17 protein-coding genes are annotated in these 18,735 nt (G+C 42.3%); 9 read left to right on the top strand and 8 right to left on the bottom strand.

Annotated elements, in window-relative coordinates:
* Positions 1 to 8 precede the first annotated feature (8 nt).
* Together AC07NA_RS01315 and AC07NA_RS01310 are read right to left on the bottom strand one after the other, a co-directional pair.
* Positions 9 to 2,369 (bottom strand): endonuclease MutS2, encoded by a 2,361-nt coding sequence (locus AC07NA_RS01315; RefSeq protein ID WP_494894995.1) that lies wholly within the window; start codon positions 2,367 to 2,369, stop codon positions 9 to 11.
* A complete protein-coding gene (locus AC07NA_RS01310) occupies positions 2,353 to 2,940 on the bottom strand; it encodes a DUF4296 domain-containing protein (RefSeq protein ID WP_494894993.1) in 588 nt (195 codons plus the stop codon). Before AC07NA_RS01310 ends, AC07NA_RS01315 begins: the two co-directional genes overlap by 17 nt.
* A gap of 41 nt (positions 2,941 to 2,981) precedes the next feature.
* Here AC07NA_RS01310 and AC07NA_RS01305 point away from each other — a divergent pair, with 41 nt between their 5' ends.
* The 4 genes from AC07NA_RS01305 to AC07NA_RS01290 are packed head-to-tail and all read left to right on the top strand — an operon-like array spanning position 2,982 to position 6,221.
* Positions 2,982 to 3,671 carry a YggS family pyridoxal phosphate-dependent enzyme gene (locus AC07NA_RS01305; RefSeq protein ID WP_345209002.1) on the top strand — a complete coding sequence of 230 codons (690 nt, stop codon included), beginning with the start codon at positions 2,982 to 2,984 and terminating at the stop codon, positions 3,669 to 3,671.
* Between the two features lies 1 nt (position 3,672).
* Positions 3,673 to 4,140, top strand: a complete 468-nt coding sequence (locus AC07NA_RS01300) for a GNAT family N-acetyltransferase (RefSeq protein ID WP_494894992.1) — start codon at positions 3,673 to 3,675, stop codon at positions 4,138 to 4,140.
* Positions 4,141 to 4,155: 15 nt separating this feature from the next.
* The gene (locus AC07NA_RS01295; RefSeq protein ID WP_494894991.1) at positions 4,156 to 4,965 is read left to right on the top strand and encodes a DUF3298 and DUF4163 domain-containing protein; all 810 of its coding nucleotides are present in this window, start codon (positions 4,156 to 4,158) and stop codon (positions 4,963 to 4,965) included.
* Positions 4,965 to 6,221: an aspartate kinase gene (locus tag AC07NA_RS01290; RefSeq protein ID WP_494894989.1), complete on the top strand. Its 1,257-nt coding sequence runs from the start codon at positions 4,965 to 4,967 to the stop codon at positions 6,219 to 6,221. The genes AC07NA_RS01295 and AC07NA_RS01290 overlap by 1 nt, the downstream gene beginning before the upstream one ends.
* 76 nt (positions 6,222 to 6,297) lie before the next feature.
* On the opposite strand, the gene AC07NA_RS01285 is transcribed toward AC07NA_RS01290, so the two are convergent.
* Positions 6,298 to 6,771 (bottom strand): DUF4920 domain-containing protein, encoded by a 474-nt coding sequence (locus AC07NA_RS01285; protein WP_494894988.1) that lies wholly within the window; start codon positions 6,769 to 6,771, stop codon positions 6,298 to 6,300.
* 159 nt (positions 6,772 to 6,930) lie between these two features.
* Here AC07NA_RS01285 and AC07NA_RS01280 point away from each other — a divergent pair, with 159 nt between their 5' ends.
* The 3 genes from AC07NA_RS01280 (at position 6,931) to AC07NA_RS01270 (ending at position 8,878) form a co-directional block, all read left to right on the top strand.
* A complete protein-coding gene (locus tag AC07NA_RS01280; RefSeq protein WP_494894987.1) occupies positions 6,931 to 7,794 on the top strand; it encodes a YitT family protein in 864 nt (287 codons plus the stop codon).
* Positions 7,794 to 8,366, top strand: coding sequence for a Crp/Fnr family transcriptional regulator (locus AC07NA_RS01275; RefSeq protein WP_494894986.1), 573 nt, complete (start codon positions 7,794 to 7,796; stop codon positions 8,364 to 8,366). The genes AC07NA_RS01280 and AC07NA_RS01275 overlap by 1 nt, the downstream gene beginning before the upstream one ends.
* A 74-nt stretch (positions 8,367 to 8,440) precedes the next feature.
* Positions 8,441 to 8,878: a carboxymuconolactone decarboxylase family protein gene (locus tag AC07NA_RS01270; RefSeq protein ID WP_494894985.1), complete on the top strand. Its 438-nt coding sequence runs from the start codon at positions 8,441 to 8,443 to the stop codon at positions 8,876 to 8,878.
* A 68-nt stretch (positions 8,879 to 8,946) separates the two neighbouring features.
* Here AC07NA_RS01270 and AC07NA_RS01265 read toward each other — a convergent pair whose 3' ends face one another.
* The 3 genes from AC07NA_RS01265 to AC07NA_RS01255 all read right to left on the bottom strand — a co-directional run bounded on the left by AC07NA_RS01265 (position 8,947) and on the right by AC07NA_RS01255 (position 12,951).
* Complete coding sequence (locus tag AC07NA_RS01265) at positions 8,947 to 9,120, bottom strand: hypothetical protein (RefSeq protein WP_494894983.1); 174 nt, start codon at positions 9,118 to 9,120, stop codon at positions 8,947 to 8,949.
* Positions 9,121 to 9,211: 91 nt separating this feature from the next.
* Positions 9,212 to 10,057, bottom strand: a complete 846-nt coding sequence (locus AC07NA_RS01260; protein WP_494894981.1) for an aldo/keto reductase — start codon at positions 10,055 to 10,057, stop codon at positions 9,212 to 9,214.
* A gap of 170 nt (positions 10,058 to 10,227) precedes the next feature.
* Positions 10,228 to 12,951, bottom strand: coding sequence for a carboxypeptidase regulatory-like domain-containing protein (locus AC07NA_RS01255; RefSeq protein ID WP_494894979.1), 2,724 nt, complete (start codon positions 12,949 to 12,951; stop codon positions 10,228 to 10,230).
* A gap of 162 nt (positions 12,952 to 13,113) precedes the next feature.
* Here AC07NA_RS01255 and AC07NA_RS01250 point away from each other — a divergent pair, with 162 nt between their 5' ends.
* Both AC07NA_RS01250 and AC07NA_RS01245 read left to right on the top strand, forming a co-directional pair.
* Positions 13,114 to 13,629 (top strand): DUF6265 family protein, encoded by a 516-nt coding sequence (locus AC07NA_RS01250; protein ID WP_494894977.1) that lies wholly within the window; start codon positions 13,114 to 13,116, stop codon positions 13,627 to 13,629.
* Positions 13,630 to 13,728: 99 nt separating this feature from the next.
* Positions 13,729 to 15,030 carry a DEAD/DEAH box helicase gene (locus AC07NA_RS01245; protein ID WP_494895996.1) on the top strand — a complete coding sequence of 434 codons (1,302 nt, stop codon included), beginning with the start codon at positions 13,729 to 13,731 and terminating at the stop codon, positions 15,028 to 15,030.
* On the opposite strand, the gene AC07NA_RS01240 is transcribed toward AC07NA_RS01245, so the two are convergent.
* Both AC07NA_RS01240 and AC07NA_RS01235 read right to left on the bottom strand, forming a co-directional pair.
* Positions 15,027 to 15,245, bottom strand: a complete 219-nt coding sequence (locus AC07NA_RS01240; protein WP_494894975.1) for a VF530 family protein — start codon at positions 15,243 to 15,245, stop codon at positions 15,027 to 15,029. The two genes, AC07NA_RS01245 and AC07NA_RS01240, sit on opposite strands and share 4 nt — an antisense overlap.
* Before the next feature lie 93 nt (positions 15,246 to 15,338).
* Positions 15,339 to 18,689, bottom strand: coding sequence for a DUF5107 domain-containing protein (locus AC07NA_RS01235; protein WP_494894973.1), 3,351 nt, complete (start codon positions 18,687 to 18,689; stop codon positions 15,339 to 15,341).
* Between the last annotated feature and the right edge of the window lie 46 nt (positions 18,690 to 18,735).

Genomic DNA, 18,735 nt, shown 5'->3' with positions numbered 1-18,735 from the left:
TAAAAATTCTATTTCAAATACACATAGGTAATACCGTTTCCCCCCCTGTCGGGATGTTCATCTTCCATGCGGCCAACCTGATCGTACTTTTTCAGATAATCGCGGATCATTTTACGTAAAATACCGTCGCCTTTGCCATGTATTATTTTGATGCTGTTAACACTCATCATCAGGGCACGGTCAAGCACTTTCTCTATGGATTGCAGCGCCTCATCTGTACGCATACCCCGCACATCCATTTCCGGACTAAAATTGGCATAGTCGTTGGTGTTTGATGTCAAACTCTTCCGGATATCCTTAGGTACCGATGAACGGGATACCTTTTGCACTCGTTTCTTTTTAGCCACCGTACGCAGATCGCCAATGGCAATCACCACATTATCCTTTATCAACTCAATAACCTGTCCCGTAGTTTCAGAATCGGTCAGTTTTACCCAGTCGCCCGGTTTCAGCTCTTCATCCACCAAGGCGCCTTTAACCGGTTCGGTTTTTACCGTATTCTTTTTCAGTTCTACATTCAGGTTCTCGCGCAGGTTACGGGTGGTTTCCTTATCGGCATTGCTGCTTTTTATTTCGGCAATGGTGTTTTCCACCAGTTTGTTGGCGTTCAGAATAATACTTTGCGCTTGCTGCTTGGCATCGCGCATCAGGGCTTTTTTATTTTCTTCGAGATAGCTTTTCAACGTCTCGTTTTCGGCAAGCAGGTTGGTGACCTGGCGCTGTTGTTTTTCAAGCTTGATGCGGGTATCGTAAATTTCTTTCTTCTCCCGTTCCAGGTCAACCAATAACGTGTCAACCTTCTTTTGCCCTACGCTGATCTTATTTTTAGCCAAGTTAAGCACATTTTGCGGCAGACCGATCTTTTGCGCTATTTCAAACGCATACGAACTACCCGGCTTGCCAACCTCCAGCATATACAGGGGTTTCATCTCCACGTTGTTAAACAGCATGGAGGCGTTTTCCAACCCATCGGTATTGCTGGCAAATATTTTAAGGTTTGAGTAGTGCGTAGTAACCATACCGCGTACCTTTTTGTGGTTCAGGGCTTCCAGCACGGCTTCGGCTATAGGGCCACCAAATTGCGGATCGGTACCTGTACCAAACTCATCTATCAATATCAGCGTTTTACCGTTAGCGTTTTCTACAAAATGTTTCATTTTAGATAGATGCGCGCTGTAAGTACTCAAATCGCTTTCAATAGACTGATCGTCGCCGATATCTACAAAAAGCTGCTTAAACACTCCGACTACACTCGTTTCAGATGCCGGGATAAGCAAGCCTGCCTGTACCATCATTTGCAGCAAGCCAACGGTTTTCATACACACGGATTTACCACCCGCGTTGGGGCCGGATACTACTACCACCCGAGTACCATCGTCAATTTGTACATTAAGCGGTACCACCGTTTTTTGCTCTTTTTTAAAGTTAAGATACAACAAAGGGTGACGCGCGTTCACCAGTTTTATATGCGCATCGTTCACTACCTCGGGCATCTCTCCTTCCACTTCTATAGCGAAAAGCGCCTTGGCACGTACAAAGTCAAGCTTGGTAAGCAAGCCATGATACGACAGCAGCAAAGGCACATAAGGGCGCAGCTCATCCGTTAAGCCGGTAAGTATGCGCACAATTTCGCGGCGGCGCTCAAATTCCAGATCGCGGATGCGGTTATTGAGCGTGAATACCTCCTCGGGTTCCATATAAACGGTTTGGCCCGATGCTGATTCGTCGTGTACAAAACCTTTTAACTTACGTTTGTTTTCGGCCAATAAAGGAATACACAACCTGCCATCGCGAATGGTTAGTGAGCCATCGGCTGTCCAGTTATTGGCACTGGCGTTTTTAAATATCTGGTCTATCTTTTTACGGGCATCCTGCTCGGCTTTGGCTATACCTGTTGTAATATCTAACAGATCGCGCGACGCGTTAGGCCGAATTTTACCTTTGTTATCAATTACCTGGTCTATCTTTTTCAGTATCGCTTTTTCAATAGGCAAGTGCTCAAACAAAGCTTCGAGGTTAGGATATTGGCCTTCGCGCTCATTAAAATAAGCGATTACGGCAAAAACCGTAGTAAGAGAGGCTTGTACCTGATAAAATTCTTCTTCGGAAAGGAAAGCGCCTTCTATACGGGCCTTATTGGCCAGTGATTTAATATCGTAAAAATGCTGAATGGGCAAGGCGGCATCATTCTGCAATATATTTTTAAACTCGTTTGCCTGGTTAAGGAATTTACGGATGTTATCGTAATTGTTCATTACCTGTATCTTATCAACCATTTGCTGGCCCATAATACTGAGGCAATGCGCTTTTATCAATTCCTTTACCTCGGTAAACCCAAGTTTATCTGCACTATTATCGGGGTAAAGCATTTTTCTTTGTAGAGTCTTTAATTTTTTTGGCGGCTTTGGCAGCCTTTAGTTTTTTTAATCGTTCTTTTAATATTATAGCACCAACGGGTCGGTTTTTTAAGGCCGCGGCTTTAGTGCTATCAGCTTTCTTTATGCTATCTAATTGTACTGATGTTGGTCCGGCTTTTTTAGCATTTGATTTCTTTTGCTCTTCAAGCATTTTCTTTTGTTCGGCAGCCCTTTGCTTTTCAAACTTTTTGGTCAATACATCAGTTTGAATCTTTAGCCTGTTCACAACGGTATCGTACATTACGGCAAACTCTTTAGGGTTTGAGCTGTAATATCTGAAGCTTTTATTGAACTGGGCCGAATCGGTATCGTATCGTTTAAACAGATCAAGATATTTAGCCGTGCCATATTTATACAGGGTATCAGGCATTTGTATCAGCTCTGAAATACTGCCGTCAACAATATGGATATCAACGAGCAGGTTTACCATTTTATCCTTTTCAATAACTCCCGATGAATCACTGTCACCACAGGCACACAAAAAAAGTAATGCAGAAAAAAACAAGCTTATATATTTACGCATTCTGTAATTTAGCGGTTTAATTTTGCCAAAAATACGTATAAATGAGCATTGCAGATAATATCATCAGCCTGAAAAAAGAAACTGACACAATTAAAGTAAAACTACTGGCTGTATCCAAAACAAAACCTGTTGAAGACTTGCAGGAAGCGTACGATGCCGGGCAGCGCCTGTTTGGTGAAAACAACGTGCAGGAGATGGTTGAAAAGTATGAACAACTACCAAAAGATATTGAATGGCACCTGATTGGGCACCTGCAAAGCAATAAGGTAAAATACATTGCCCCCTTTGTGAGTATGATACAATCTGTTGATAGTATAAAACTACTGCAAGAGATAGATAAACATGCACTTAAAAATAAGCGTGTGATCGATTGCCTGTTGCAGATATATATAGCTGATGAGGATACCAAGTTTGGTTTGGGTTTTGATGAGGCAATTGAGTTGTTACGTTCCGAAGAGTTTACGGCTTTGACTAACATCCGCATACGCGGACTGATGGGAATTGCTACCAACACCGATAACGAAAAGCAGATTAAGGAAGAGTATTATGAGCTGCAAACCTTTTTCGATGGTATAAAACTGAGCTTTTTCCGTAAGGAAGATAGCTTTGATACGCTGTCGATGGGTATGTCGTCAGATTATAAGATAGCTATTGAACAAGGCAGTAATATGGTGCGCCTGGGTAGTACCATATTTGGCAGCCGCGTAATTAAACACTGGAAAAATAATTAACATGCAGGTACATTTAAGAGTAGCCGTTAAAGAAGATTGTATTCGCCTGCTTGAACTGGTGAACGAACTGGCGCTTTATGAACGTGCCCCCGAAGAAGTGACTGTAACCCTGGCCGAGTTTGAAGAAGCCGGCTTTGGGCCAAAACCTGTTTGGAAAGCGTTTGTTGCACAAATAGACGGGCTGATAGTTGGCTTTGCTTTATACTATATCCGCTTTTCTACATGGAAAGGTAACAGGTTGTATTTAGAAGATTTGCTGGTTACCGAAACGATGCGCGGCCGCAACATTGGCAAGCTATTATTTGACCGACTGATACAGGAAGCCGTTGAATTAGGCTTTAACGGCATGAGCTGGCAGGTACTGGATTGGAATGATCCGGCTATTAATTTTTACAAAAAGTACAATGCCGCTATCGATGCAGGTTGGCTCAATGCATCGTTATCAAAAGAACAACTACTTAATTATTAAAATCTACCAATACCTATGAAATTAATTAATTATGCAACAATAGTATCGCTGCTGGCGCTTGGATCGTGCCAGTGGGGTAATACATCCAAACAAACAGATGGGATATTAAAGGATACCCTTACCTACCAGTACCAAACGCTTAAAGAACGTGCGCCGGATTGCGGAACCAAGCCCGACAGTGCCTGTACGGTAGTAACGCTAAACTATCCTGAATTTGCAGGTAAAAAAGCGCTGAACGATAGTATTAAACGTAACCTGCTTACCATGTTTATGCTATCTGAAAAACCTGATACCAGCCTGAAAAGCATGGCGGCCCACTTTATTAAAAGCTACCTTGATGCTAAAAAGGATGACCCGAGAACGCAAATGTTTTACACTTTAGACAGCCACGCAAAACTGATAGCCCAGGATTCGGCGCTGGTAGCGTTGGAAGTTGGCGGTTATACCTACCAGGGAGGCGCGCACGGTGGTTCGTATACCGGCTATATTAACTGGGATATTAAAAAGGATAAGAGCGTTACACTGGGTGATATTTTAATTGCGGGTTATAACGACAAGCTGAACAAAATTGCCGAAGGTATTTTCCGTAAGAATGAAAAACTAAGCGATACCGCGTCATTGGCTAACGATTACTTTTTTAAGGACAATAAATTCGCATTGAACAATAACTTTTCGCTTACGCCGCTGGGTATTAAGTTTCTGTACAATCAATACGAGATAAAGCCTTATGCTGCCGGCCAAACGGAGTTGCTGGTGCCTTACGGCGATATCAAATCATTATTGCAGCCTAATTCGGTTGTATCACAATACGTTAAAAATAAATAATGCTTGTTTTTAAATTCGGAGGGGCATCGGTTAAAGATGCCGAAGGAATAATCAATTTGTCGCGCGTGGTTAACAGCTATGCGGGCAATGAACTGCTGATCGTGGTATCGGCCATGGGTAAAACTACTAATGCGCTCGAAAAACTGACTAAAGCGTATGTTACTCAGGCCGATGATATGCACGGGATTTACGATGAGATAAAGGCCTATCACTTTGATATTGTAGCGCAGCTTTTTGAAGCATCGCACCTGGTTTTTGATGAGATACAAAATACATTTGTGGAGATAGACTGGATGATTGAAGACGAACCGCACGACGATTTCGACTTTATTTACGATCAGCTGGTTTCCATCGGCGAACTGGTTTCTACACGCATCGTTAGTGCTTATTTGAACCACACAGGCATTAAAAGCCAGTGGCTTGATGTACGTGGTTATATACATACCGATAATACCTACCGCGAAGGTGTGGTTGACTGGACTAAAACTACCGAAAGCATACAAAAAGATATTCCTGCCCTGCTGCAAAAAGGAGTTGTGGTAACGCAGGGGTTTTTAGGTGGAACATCTGAAAACTTTACAACTACTTTAGGTCGTGAAGGATCGGATTATACCGCGTCCATATTCGCGGCATGTTTGAAGGCCGAATCGGTAACCACATGGAAGGATGTACCGGGCGTATTGAATGCCGACCCGAAATTGTTTGACGGCACAGTGAAGTTTGATGAGCTAAGCTATAACGAAGCCATCGAAATGACCTATTACGGCGCAACCGTTATTCACCCCAAAACAATAAAGCCACTGCAAAATGCCAATATTCCATTATTGGTGAAACCGTTTACCGATCCAGTAGCGCCGGGTACGGTAATTAAGGAGGATGGCAAAACCGTTTTTGAAAAACCGGTGATCATTGTTAAGCAAAACCAGGTATTGCTATCCATATCTGCCAATGATTATTCTTTTATTACCGAAGATCATTTGAGCGATATTTTCAAACTCTTCGCTAAAAACCAGGTGAAGATCAACGTAATGCAAACTTCGGCATTGAGCTTTACTACTTGTATCGATTTTAACGAAGAGCGTTTTAGCAAATTACTAAGCAGCCTGAAACAGAATTTTAAAGTGAAATATAACGACAGCCTTACTTTGTACACTGTAAGGCATTATCGTGAAGATGCGCTGAAAGAGATTACCGCAGGTAAGCAAATACTGCTGGAGCAATTGAGCCGTAATACCGCGCAAATGGTTGTGCGATAAATATTCATAACCTACATATAACAAAAATGCCCTTACTATTTGCAAGGGCATTTTTGTTATATAGAGACGGCATGTTTTAGTCCATCACCAAAACGCCGTCGGCCATTATCTGGATATCTTTTTTAGGCTGGGTTATTTTAGCTATCTCTTCTTTGCTTTTACCAGCATCAGCAGCGTAATGTTGTAAACGCTCAACCGGGATGGTTTTTAATTTAGCCGTACCATCAACCACAACTGTTTTGCCTACAATATTTTGCGGCATAAAATAAGCGTAATCGGTAAACCTCACCATAATGGTTTCGCCATTTGGCTGGGCAAGTGTCATGAAACAACCTTTCTTTTTACATACTTCTACTACCTTGCCGGTAACTTTGCCTTTATAAACTGAATCGGCGTTAAGGCTTTTGTTTAGTTCGGCTACCTTAATGGCTTTCGCGGCGGTAATTTTATTGCCATAAGTAACACCGGGAGCAGCAGGTGTAATATCATCCTGCGCGAAGCTTAGCGTGGTAAAAAACATACCGGCCAATAGTAAAACAATGTATTTCATAAGTTTCATAGTTAATTGTAATTGCATGCAAAAATAATAAAAATATCATTAGCAAGCTTGCTGTGTGTAAACTACTTATAGACGTAATCAGGTGGGGGTGCAGACATTTGGCGGCCTAAAAATTCGCCATTTTAGCCGAGATAGGTTATATTTGGGAATATGGCACACAATACTTCAATATTACGGGATTCGGTACTAATTATTATTGGGATTTTATGCGCGGTTGTAGGTTTAAAAGGCTTCCTGTTATCAAGTCACTTTATTGATGGCGGGGTAACCGGTATCTCTATGCTGTTGTCTGATATTTTCGCTATCCCTATATCTGTACTTATCTTCGTGATCAACCTGCCATTTTTGTTGCTGGGCTATAATAAGTTAGGACAATCTTTCGCCATCAGGAGTACATTGGGTATCGCAGGCCTTTCGTTATGCCTGGCTTTTATGCACGTGCCCGATATTACTTCGGATAAACTGCTTACCGCGGTATTCGGCGGTTTGTTTATTGGCGTGGGTATTGGTTTGGCCATTCGTGGCGGCGCGGTGCTTGATGGTACCGAGATTGCTGCTTTGCTGGTAAGCAAAAGCATGAAATTGCTTAAAGTGAGCGACGTGATACTGATCTTAAACGTGGTGATCTTCGGGGCGGCTGCTTTCTTCCTTGGGGTTGAATCCGCTTTATATTCCATCCTCACCTATCTCGCCGCCTCTAAAATGATCGATTTCATATTGAACGGTATTGAGCAGTACACAGGTATAACGGTGGTATCTATCAAAAGCGAAGAGATCCGCAAGATCATTACCGAAAACCTGGGTCGTGGTGTTACCATTTACCAAGGCAAAAGCGGTTACGGTAAAGACGGGCAGATCAATGATCCGCGCGATATTATATTTACCGTTGCTACCCGTTTAGAGATTCCTTCCATTAAACAAATAGTGCTTGAAATTGACCCGCGCGCATTTATAGTACAACAAAGTATTGACGATACAACCGGGGGGCTTTTAAAACGTAAAGGCTTGCATTAATGTATCCGCAACTGTTAGATCATATTGGCCGGTATGTAAAACTATCTGCGGATGAACAGGAACTGCTCTGCCATAAACTCGAATTTAAATCTTTTAAAAAGAAAGAATACCTGCTTGAAGCGGGCAAATTATGCCAAGGTAATTACTTTGTGCTTAAAGGCTGCATCAGGCAATATTTTGTAAATACCAAGCTAAACGAACAGGTAATACAATTCGGGATAGAGAACTGGTGGATAGCCGACCAGGATAGTTTACTGAACAAGCAACCGTCAACCACTTACATACAAACCGTTGAAGCATCAGAGGTTTTGTTGCTGAACGAAAAACACCGCGAAGAACTTTTCAGGGAAATTCCATTACTTGAAAGTTATTTCAGGATCATGATGCAAAAATCATTCGTGGCAGCACAGCGTCGCATTGGCTATATGTTTAACATGACCGATGAAGAACGTTACAGGCACTTCTCAAAACTGTTTCCTGCATTTTTACAGCGTGTACCGCAATATATGCTGGCCTCCTATTTAGGCTTTACACCGCAGTTCATGAGCAGGCTCAGAGCCAAAAAGGTTTAGCGTTTTCTTAAACTCAGTTCATTTTTTGGAGGCACCTAAATGCCCAACTTTGTTTTATCAAAAACAATAAGACAATGAGTAACCGAGTAAAAATTCCGCAAGCAGATCCTGAAGCATACAAAGCACTGATAGCTTTAGAAACTTACATTAACAGCACTGCATTAACCAAAACACACAAAGAACTGATCAAGATTCGTGCATCACAAATAAACGGGTGTTCATACTGTATTGATATGCACACTAAAGATGCCCGTAAAGCCGGCGAAACCGAACAACGGATCTACGCGCTGAACGCCTGGAGAGAAACACCATTTTTTGACGAGCAGGAACGCGCTATACTGGCCCTTACCGAAGAGGTAACATTAATTACTAATAAGGTATCAGATGCTACTTATAATACAGCCGCCGCTTTATTTGATAAAGCTTATTTAGGCCAGGTAATTATGGCCATTGTAACCATCAATGCATGGAACCGTATAGGCATAGCTACCGGTCTTGAACCGCAATTGTAATTCGTTTCTTCTTCATCAACAAAAAAGCAGGCTTTTATGAGGCCTGCTTTTTTGTATTGATAACACTGTTAGTGTTTCTTGTTCTCGTGCTTGCGGGTATTATCCTTGTTCGATGTTTGGTCCGACCGTTGCCCGCCGCCGTTACTTATTCCTTTTTGTTTAACGGCTTCTTTCTGATCAAAAAATGCCCTGTCGGCTGTGGAGCTTCCTTGCAGGTTACCCCCGTTTTGTTGATTTTTCATAACGTTAGTTCTATAGGTAAAAATAAAAACAGGGATGAAGTACTTAACCTCATCCCTGTTTTTAATACAATAACTGTACCGTTATGAAAAATTATTTATCCAGTTGGTCGTATTCTTCTTGCGTCAACTCAATTTCGCCGGCCTTTGTGTTTTCATACAGGTGCCCTATTGATTTGGTACCGGGTATAAGCAAAATATTAGGTGAACGTTTTAACAGCCATGCCAAAGCAATTTGGGCTGTGGTTGCGTTGTGCTTGTGGGCAATCGCCTCAATTTTATCGGCCAATTTTTGCGGACCTGAAGCCAGCGGGTACCAAGGAATAAACGCGATGCCATTTTCATTGGTATAATCTATCAGGTCTTCCCATTTACGCTCACCCAAGTTATACAGGTTTTGTACCGAAACAACCGGTATAGTTTTTTGTACACGCTCAACCTCGGCAATGCTTACCTCTGATAAACCAAAATGTTTGATCTTACCGGCTTTAACGGCTTCAAGTACTGGTGCAAGGGTATCTTCAACAGGCACTTTAGGGTCAATACGGTGTAGTTGCCAAAGATCGATAGTATCAACCTTTAAACGCTCCAAACTGCCTTGAATGTTTTTGCTGATAAATTCGGGATTACCGTTTGGCACCCAGTGATTTGGGCCGGGGCGTTCAAATCCACCTTTGGTAGCAATTAATAAGTCTGCTCTGTAAGGGTGTAAAGCATCTGCTATTAATCTTTCGTTAAAATGTGGGCCATAAGCATCGGCGGTATCTATAAAGTTCACGCCCAGCGTTATAGCTTCCTGTAACACTTTTTTGGCATTTTCGCGGTCGGCCACTTCGCCGAATACGCCATTACCGGTTAATTGCATAGCGCCGTATCCAACACGATTGATCTCGCGTTCGCCGGCAATTTTAAAAGTTAATGATTGATTAATTGTTGTCATGTTTTTGTTGTGTTTCCTGGTAAATACTCCCTGTTAACGGAGTGTTATTTTAACAACACTTATTATACCAAAAAGCATAAAGAAGCCCAACCGGGTTAAGGTTGGGCTAAACAATGACATGCTATTTACAATGATTACGAAATATAAACAAGGCAGTATCCGCAAGTCATTTATTCTACTTTAAAGCGGTATACTTTTCTGCCAATATTACCGCCGTTGCTAAGGCCTTCAAGAATTACCCGGTAAGTGCCTTTGCTATCTGCATTAAAAAAGTCGAAAGCGGCAATACCTGTTTTATTAATGGTAACATCCGGCTTCCAGAAAATGGTACTGCGGGCATCAAAACCGGTATTTTGCAGCGTTTTGGCTACCAAATATTGCGGTGAGTAAAAAGTGCGCTGAATGCCAAATCCTTGCGGCATAAAGGTAATTTCGTTAGTTTTTGGCAGCATTTCCTGCAATTGCGCCAGGCTTATTTTTTGTCCTTTAGGTTTCTCTTTTGTGTTGATAACGATAGCACCGTTACTTTGGTAAGCGCGGTTAACCGTACCCAGGTCATCCTTCACAAACACCTCTATCGATTCAACGTCTTTAGGATCTACACCGCGCAAGTCATTAACATCAATAGGCATCCCTCTCAGGAATACCTGCGCAGGCACACGCTGACCTTGATTGTATGAACGGCTCACATAAAACTTATCCTGGTCAAACGTCATCCCTACTACCATACCCCTAAGGCAATCGTACAGGTTTTGACAGGCACTCAATTGGTCGCCCCTGATCATGTGATCAGCCTCGCTTAAACCCGACAGTCCCGGGTAATCGCGGTGACTTATCACCTTTACTATTTTCTTTTGGGTGATGGTTACCTCTTTAAGCGTGTGCGAATTACTGTATTGTACTTTGCTGTTCTTTAAATATGGGGTTATGGTGCTATCAATATTCGTCATCTCATCAGCAGCATAAATATTGATCGGGATACGGATACCCATTTGCCCGTCAACAGACAGTACCATATTTGCCGACTGATAATTGTTACGCGCGCTCAGGATAACCTTGGTTGAATCTGAAAAATTAAGGTTAGCGAACCTGAAACGTCCCTCGGCATCGGTAATCGCATTGGCCGAATAACTTTTGTCGGGAATAAGTAAGCGCACATTACCTTTATTAACAGGAATGCCTGTACCGCTGCGCAAAATGCCCGTTATATCAAGTCCCTGCTCGGGGTAAAAGTTGATGGTGGGTTTATTATCGCGCAGCAAACCACGGTATTCAAACCGGCGATAGCCCTGGGTCATCATCAATACATCAAGGTCTTTTGTTTTTTTATCGTCGGTAGCGTTAAAGTAATAATTGGGTTTTTCAATATACCCGGCAATATCTGATGTTAGCAGCAGATAAGTTTGTATGGTGATCTCTTTATCTTCGGTGTATGGCACCTTGCTTTCATCAACTACCGTTAACGAAAACTCGCCATCTACCGGCTTACCACCCTCATTGGCGGCAACGGTGAGGTGTACCTTTTGGCGTTTAGTATAAGTAGGTTTATCGGTTTTTAACGATAGTTTAAGACTGTCGGGATGATTGATATATACCAAACGCTCGCTCAAAGGCCTGCCTGTTGACGACATTAGCGTTAACTGCAATACTCCCGCCGGGAACTTGGTTTTAGCCACACGGGCGTTGTACACCGGGTTCTCTAAACGGGTTTGCGCGCCGTAATTGATAATGCCGCGGGTTTGGCCTACTACGTAAAATATCTTATTCTTATTACGCTCCAAATAAGCCGGAGACGATTGTATCTTGAATAAAAGTAAGTTAGGGTCATTGTTATCAACCACCAAACTGATGCCCGAACGCAAGGCTGTCGGCAGGTCGACCTCGGCGGCATTGCCGTCGCTAAAAGTTACATTGGCTTTGTAGGTTTTATCTTCTTCGGCATTCAGCTCGAAAAAGCCCATGCCCGCATGTGTGGTGTTAAAATTGGCCACCACCTTACCGGTATTGTCAACAATGGTTCCCTTGGCATCAATACCTAAACCATCGGCACGTAAAGCCTTAAATGCTACGCGGATATTCAGACCGCTAATGAGATCGCCCCCCTCCGGGAAGAACTGAATAATAGGTGATTTGGCTACCGTTTTTAACGGGAACACGTGGCGAACCTCTTTCCTATCGGCCATTTCAATAGTGGTGGCAATGTGTGTGGTATCTAACGGAATATTTTTGGTATTGGTGAAATTGATCTGCAACATTCCATTGGCATCGGTAGTTCCCTTCCCTTTCGCCAGTACATCAGGATCGGAATCAACCATCCAGTTCACCTTACGGTTGCTTAATGGGTTGCCCTGGTCGTCTTTAAAATATATGCCCGCGTCAATTTTGGCTACTTTATTTACAACAGTGCTTTTCAGGTTGATATTGGTGGATACCTGGTTATCAATAGCGTTACCTACCGCTACAATCTTATTAAAGAAGTATCCTGCATCGCTGTTGTTCATATAATTGGTATGCGCTACAAAGCGATAATTGCCTTTCTTATAAAAATCGGTACTTAATACTACATTGCCGCTGGCTACACCGTTCTTAACCGGCAGGTTAACCGCCTGCATCAGCTTATCGTCCTGATTGAGTACTTCAATATGTACTATTTTACTAAGGCCCGAAAACTGGTTTTCATCGATAGTTACATAGGCTTTAAACCATACGGTATCGCTAACCGCGTAATAAGGTTTATCAAAATGCAGGTATACCTTTTCAACCGGGTAATCATTATAATATTTACCTGTTTTGGCAATAATATTGGTTAAACTAACGGTATCCTGTGCAAGTAAAGTGCAAAATGGTAATGCCGAAAAAATCAGGGCAAACAGTAGTGGTCTTAAAGCTCTCATCAAATGAAGTAACGTAAACGTGTGCTAATATAGCTTTAGCAAAACAAATATATTAAGGTGTAACCTGCTTTAACGTATTTTAACAATTAAATGAACGTGGTTAAACCCATGCATGTATAAAACTAAAGCATTATATTAGTATTACCATCCTAATTGCTATTTATGAACATAACTGTTACAAAAGGAAGCATTCATTATATAAAAATTTTCGGCCTGCTTATGTTCGTGATATTTGTTGGTTATAAACCGGCAATGGCCCAAACTAAAAAGCAAAATCAGCTTAGCCCGGCAGAATGGCTCATTGGCAAATGGCAAAATAAAACTACCCGCGGGACTGTATCTGAAACATGGTTAAAGGTAAACGACTCCACATTTACAGGCAAGAGTTATTTTCTACGCGGGGCGGATACCCTATCAACAGAAACTATCCGCTTGGAGCAACGGAGCGCTGAATTGTATTATATACCAACGGTGAATAATCAAAACGGCGGATTACCGGTTAAATTTACAGCAACAGCGATTACACCCACACAAATGATCTTTGAGAACCCGGAACATGATTTTCCGCAAAAAATAACCTATACTCAAATTACCCGCGACAGCATTATCGCCGAAATTTCGGGCATAAGTAAAGGCCAGCCACGGTCGGTTAAATTTCCGATGGCCAGGGTGAAATAGCATCGTAATATCATAACATTGCACATAACCTTAGCAAACAACTATAATATGCGCGGTTAAAATGGTATTTTTGCCTTTTATAAATAAAATACAATTTTGATGGTGTGGTTTGATAAGTTAAAGCTGAAAAAACAGCTGGTAAGATCTGTAAATGAAGCTGGCTATACAAGCCCTAAAGAGATACAGTTAAGAACGCTCTCGCGGATAAACGGCGGGCAGGATGTTGTTGCCATAGCTCCGGAAGGCGCGGGCAAAACAACCGCTTACGTTTTGGGTACCCTGAACCGCTTCAATCACGCGCCCGAAGGTGTACCATCAGTATTGATACTGGTACCTGATAAAGACCAGGTATTGGCCGTGTTAGAAATGTTTAACCGCTTTAACAAAAACCAATCAATAAAAATAGTTGGCCTGTATGTTACCCCCGGTATAGAAGCGCAAATGGATGAGCTTGCAGATGGTGCCGATATTGTTGTTGCCACTCCCGACCGTGCACGGGCAATTTACCTGAAACTGGGTCTTAACCTAAACAAAATAGAACTCTTTATTATTGACGAGGGCGACCAGATGATTAAAAAAGGCATGCAATTACCTTTAGCCGAACTGGCTAATAGCGTAACCAAATGTCAGCGTTTACTATTTACCGATGTGCTGCACAGCAGGCTGGAGAGGGTGATAGAACCGTTTATGATCAGTCCGGCTATTGTGGAGGTTGATGAGCTGGAAGAACAGGGCATACAAACCTTTTCGCAGCTGCTATATCATGTGCCGAACTTCGGTACCAAGCTTAACCTGCTCAATTTGTTTATTACAGACGATGAGGTATTCACCAAGGTAGTGGTATTCGTTAACAGCCGATCAACAGCCGAAACCATTTATAATAATCTGCACCGTAAAATAAAAGAAGCAGTGGCTTTTTTAAACGCGCCGTTTATTGATTTGAAAGGTTATAAAGATATTGAAGCTTTTAAAGCCGATGAAAGTGCCCGTATATTATTGGTAAGCAACGATAATGCCGGTGATTTAGACTTGGATGATATCCCTTTCCTGATACACTTTGATGTACCTGCGGAGAAAGAAACTTACATTAGCCGTATTACCAATCATTTCCCGGATGTGGAGAATGAAACCCTCGCGCTTACTTTCACTACCGATTTGGAATTGAGTGATGTTAAAAAGATAGAGCAGGCCATAGGTGAAAAAATAACAATTGCCGATTTACCCGAAGATCTGGTAATTGAAAAGGAAATAAAAGCCAAAAAGAAGGAAGAAAAAGAACCGGCTAAAACCGATGCGCCTGTTACAGGCGCTGCCTTTCACGAGAAAAAAGCGGCTAACTCAAAAACATATAACTACAGTTCGGGCACCAAAGCTAAAATGAACAATAAACGCAAACACTAAGCGGCGCAGTGTTCAACGTAGAGGTCTTCCACTTTTTTGCGTGCCCAATCGGTTTTACGCAGAAATTTCAGGCTCGATTGTATGCTTGGGTTATCGTTAAAGCAATTAATGCGGATGCGGTTACCCAACTCCTTCCAGCCAAAATGAGCTACAAGCGCATTGAGAATGCTCTCTAACGTTTTACCATGAAGCGGGTTATTTACCTGATTTTGCATTTGCAAAAATAGCAATGTTTTAAAAACAAAGGGCAGGCTGATCATTTAAGATCGTCCTGCCCTTTTTGGTTAGGTGTAAAGTTTGGTTAAATATTATGCGGTTTGCTGCGCAATTTCGGCCGGTTTCGTAGCCATATCCAAATGCGTTTTAGCGCCAAGGTGTTCGGCATCAATGGCAAGCACTTGTAAAAATGCTTCTTTAGCTTCAGCAATATTGCCCAAGCCCAGCTTACCCAAGCCTTTTATAAAATAACAATGGGCCTGGTTGCGCACGTTAAGGTCATCTTCAAAAATCAGAAGGTTCGGTAATGATACCGCGAAGTAATCGAGCTTAACATCATCATTCAGGTGCTGGTCGCAATAGTTTACCAGCTTATTGAATATTTGCGTTGCTTTAGCATCATCGCCCAGCTTTTTCCATGCAAGGCCCTGGTAAAAGATCTTATCGGGTTGCTGATCATTATAGAACATCGCTGCCGAGGGTTCATCCAAGCCTACTGTAGCTTTTTGGAAATAGATATCAGCCTTGGCAGTATCCTTTAAGGCTTCGTAGGCGCAACCCAGCCAGTAGAAAATATCGTTCTCCTGTGTTCCGAATAGTTTACCTTCGCCCAAATTATGTGGATAAAACTGCGCTTTATCCAACAGGTCAATAGCCTCATTATACTGCCCGGAACCGATGAATTGCTTAGCCATTTGCACCAAACTATAAACATATTGGCCCGATGCCTTACCTTCACCACCCTCCCACGGGTGAAATTGGCGTTTACTGATCAGTTCAAAAGCTTTTTCGTATTCACCCGTAAAATTAATTACAGCTACACGTTCCAGGTACATATCGTCACGCTCGTTTACCGTGGCAACATTTTCTTCAATAAATACGCTGCGTTGTGCCGGGGTGCGGTTTAGGCGTTTGTACAACTGGTCTAATTCCATCAGTATGCGCGCGTCGGTTTTATCTAAAGCAAAAGCCTTTTCAAAATACTCCAGTGCTTTATCGGCATTGTTTAGCTTGTTGAAATACGCTATACCCAGGTTACGCAAAACCGTAGGGAACGTATCATCCAGTTTTGCCGAAATTTCCCAGTTGGCAATGGCATCGTCGTATTGTCGTTTATCGTAAAACAGGTTGCCCAAATAATAAGCTGCCTTGGCATCGGCAGAATTCAGTTCAAGCGCCAGTTGAAGCACTTTTACTTCCTCCAAACGGTTAGGGAAGCACAGATACGGATTTGCAGATGCTGCTTTTTTAAACCAGTTAAGCGCTACATCCTGTTTGCCCAGGTGGTAATTGAAATATCCTAAATAATAGAAAACTAATGGATTTGTATCCGCAGGTTTAATAGCATAGCTCAATAAATTAACGGCCTCAGTATATAACCCGGCGGCGGCATAATCTATAGCGTATTCAATATAGTTTTGCTCAAAGCCTCTTGATAATTTAATGAGTGCATCAAGTGCTTCATCACTTTCAGTAAACTTATCTAAAGCTTTGTAAGCTAACGATTTTTCGTATAGCGCACCTAAGTTAAAACCATCCCTCTCAAGCGATTGGTTTGATATATTGATAGCTGCCTCATAATTATTCAGTTTACGGTATGCTGCTGATTTTAACACATAGGCCTTACTGTTATTGGCATTATTATCAATGGCCGATGAAATATGTTCTAAAGCCAGTTCGTAATCGCTGCGCGAAAGATCGATCTGCGCTACCGCGAAGTAACCGCTATCCTTCCAACCATTACCCCAGGTGGCTTTGTAAAAGGATTTATAGGCTTCATCAGGCTGATCTGAAAATTTCAGGCATAAACCAAGGTTGTAATAAGGTTCTGTATCGTACGGATTTGGGTTGCGTTGTGTAATGGTTTCTATCGCCTTGCGGAAATAACTTTCACTTTTAGCGAACTGCCCCCTGCGCAAATACCACAAACCCAAGGCGTTATTGTTATGAATATCTTTCGGATCGCGCTCCAATGCCTTTTGATAATAGGGCACCGGGCTGTAAGTAGCGTGGCGATATTGTTCAAGATGCTGACCGGTCAGAAACAACTGTTCATTATTCTCTACTTCATCAGGATGAACGGCCGGTTTCGCCGCTTGCGGGATATCGTTTTTACGATTAGTAGCAGGGTCATACCTGATCAGTTCTTTACCCGATACTGCCGAAATGATCAGCAACAGTTGGTCTTCGTCAATAGCAGCATCAACAGCTATCTCTTTTACATAAACCTCACGTGGATCGATGCTTACGTTGTCGGTAAATAATGTTTCACCATTATGGCTAAGATTGATATTAAGGTCGGCCTGTGGTGATGTTACATAAACTTTCAGTATAGCTTTATCTCCTGATTTGTTGATTGTCAGCAGAATATCCTTGGTGGCGTTTTTAACTACACCGAGTTCTTTGTAAGGTAAAAAGTATTGTGTGAACGATTTTTCCTCATTCGGCATTAGCCAGGTAAAATCGGGCTGATTGTCGGTGAACATACCGGTCATCAGCTCAATATACGGACCATCTTCATCGGTTAAGTTCCTGTCCCATGCCTGCCCAAAGTCGCTATGTCCCCACGTCCACTGTTTTTTGCCGGGCGATACATGATGATTAGCGACGTGCAATAATCCACCCTGGCTATCGTGCTCATATCCGCCTACAAAATCATAATCGGAATTGATGGCCATGTATGATGTGGGTACCGGGATGTTCTTATACATGGAAATATCCGTGCCCGGCGAATAATCAACCTTATAATAAGTACCTGTAGCTATCGGGAAGGTAGATACATCACGCTTGCCGTGGTCAAAAACTGCGTTCACATCCGGCGGGAATACAGATTGATAATCATCATTTACCTTTACAGCAGGGTTTGCCCACCATAAAAAGGTTTGCGGCAGGCTTGAACGGTTTAATAGCTTCGCCTTTATTTCAATATACGCCCTATCGGGATAAAGGGTGAAGCCTGCCATTCCTTTGGTATGGAACATCTGCTCAATTTCGTTCACCCAAACGGTTTTACTGCCGTCGGCATTTTCTTCTATTTTAAAGTCGATAGGATCAAATGTGCTTGGGCGATGGTGCTGCGGCCAGTTAAACTCAATGCCACCCGAAATCCACGGACCGGTTAAGCCTACCAATGCAGGTTTAATTACCTGGTTATAGTATATGAAATGGCGCTCCTTTATCTTATCGTAAGCCATTTGTATGCGGCCGCCCAGTTCGGGCAGTATCATTATCTTCAAATATTCATTTTCGAGGAACAGGCCATTGTATTCTTTATCCTGCTTTTCGTCGTATATTTTTTCAATCACCGGGTTAGGGTACACTACGCCGCTGCTACCCTGGTAAACCCGTTTTTCAAAAAACATAGGGTTTTTATCAGGTTTGCCAATGCCGTACGTCGGTATAGTTACCTTTTCTTCCCAAACATTTACGTAAGATGTTTTCATGTACAATTATTGTTTTCTTATTAGCTGATAAAACAGTTGGTGCAGC

Source organism: Mucilaginibacter sp. GW821-FHT07G05 (assembly GCF_059418565.1).
The sequence above is the reverse complement of the archived record's forward strand: the minus strand, read 5'-3'. Positions and strand labels throughout refer to the sequence as shown.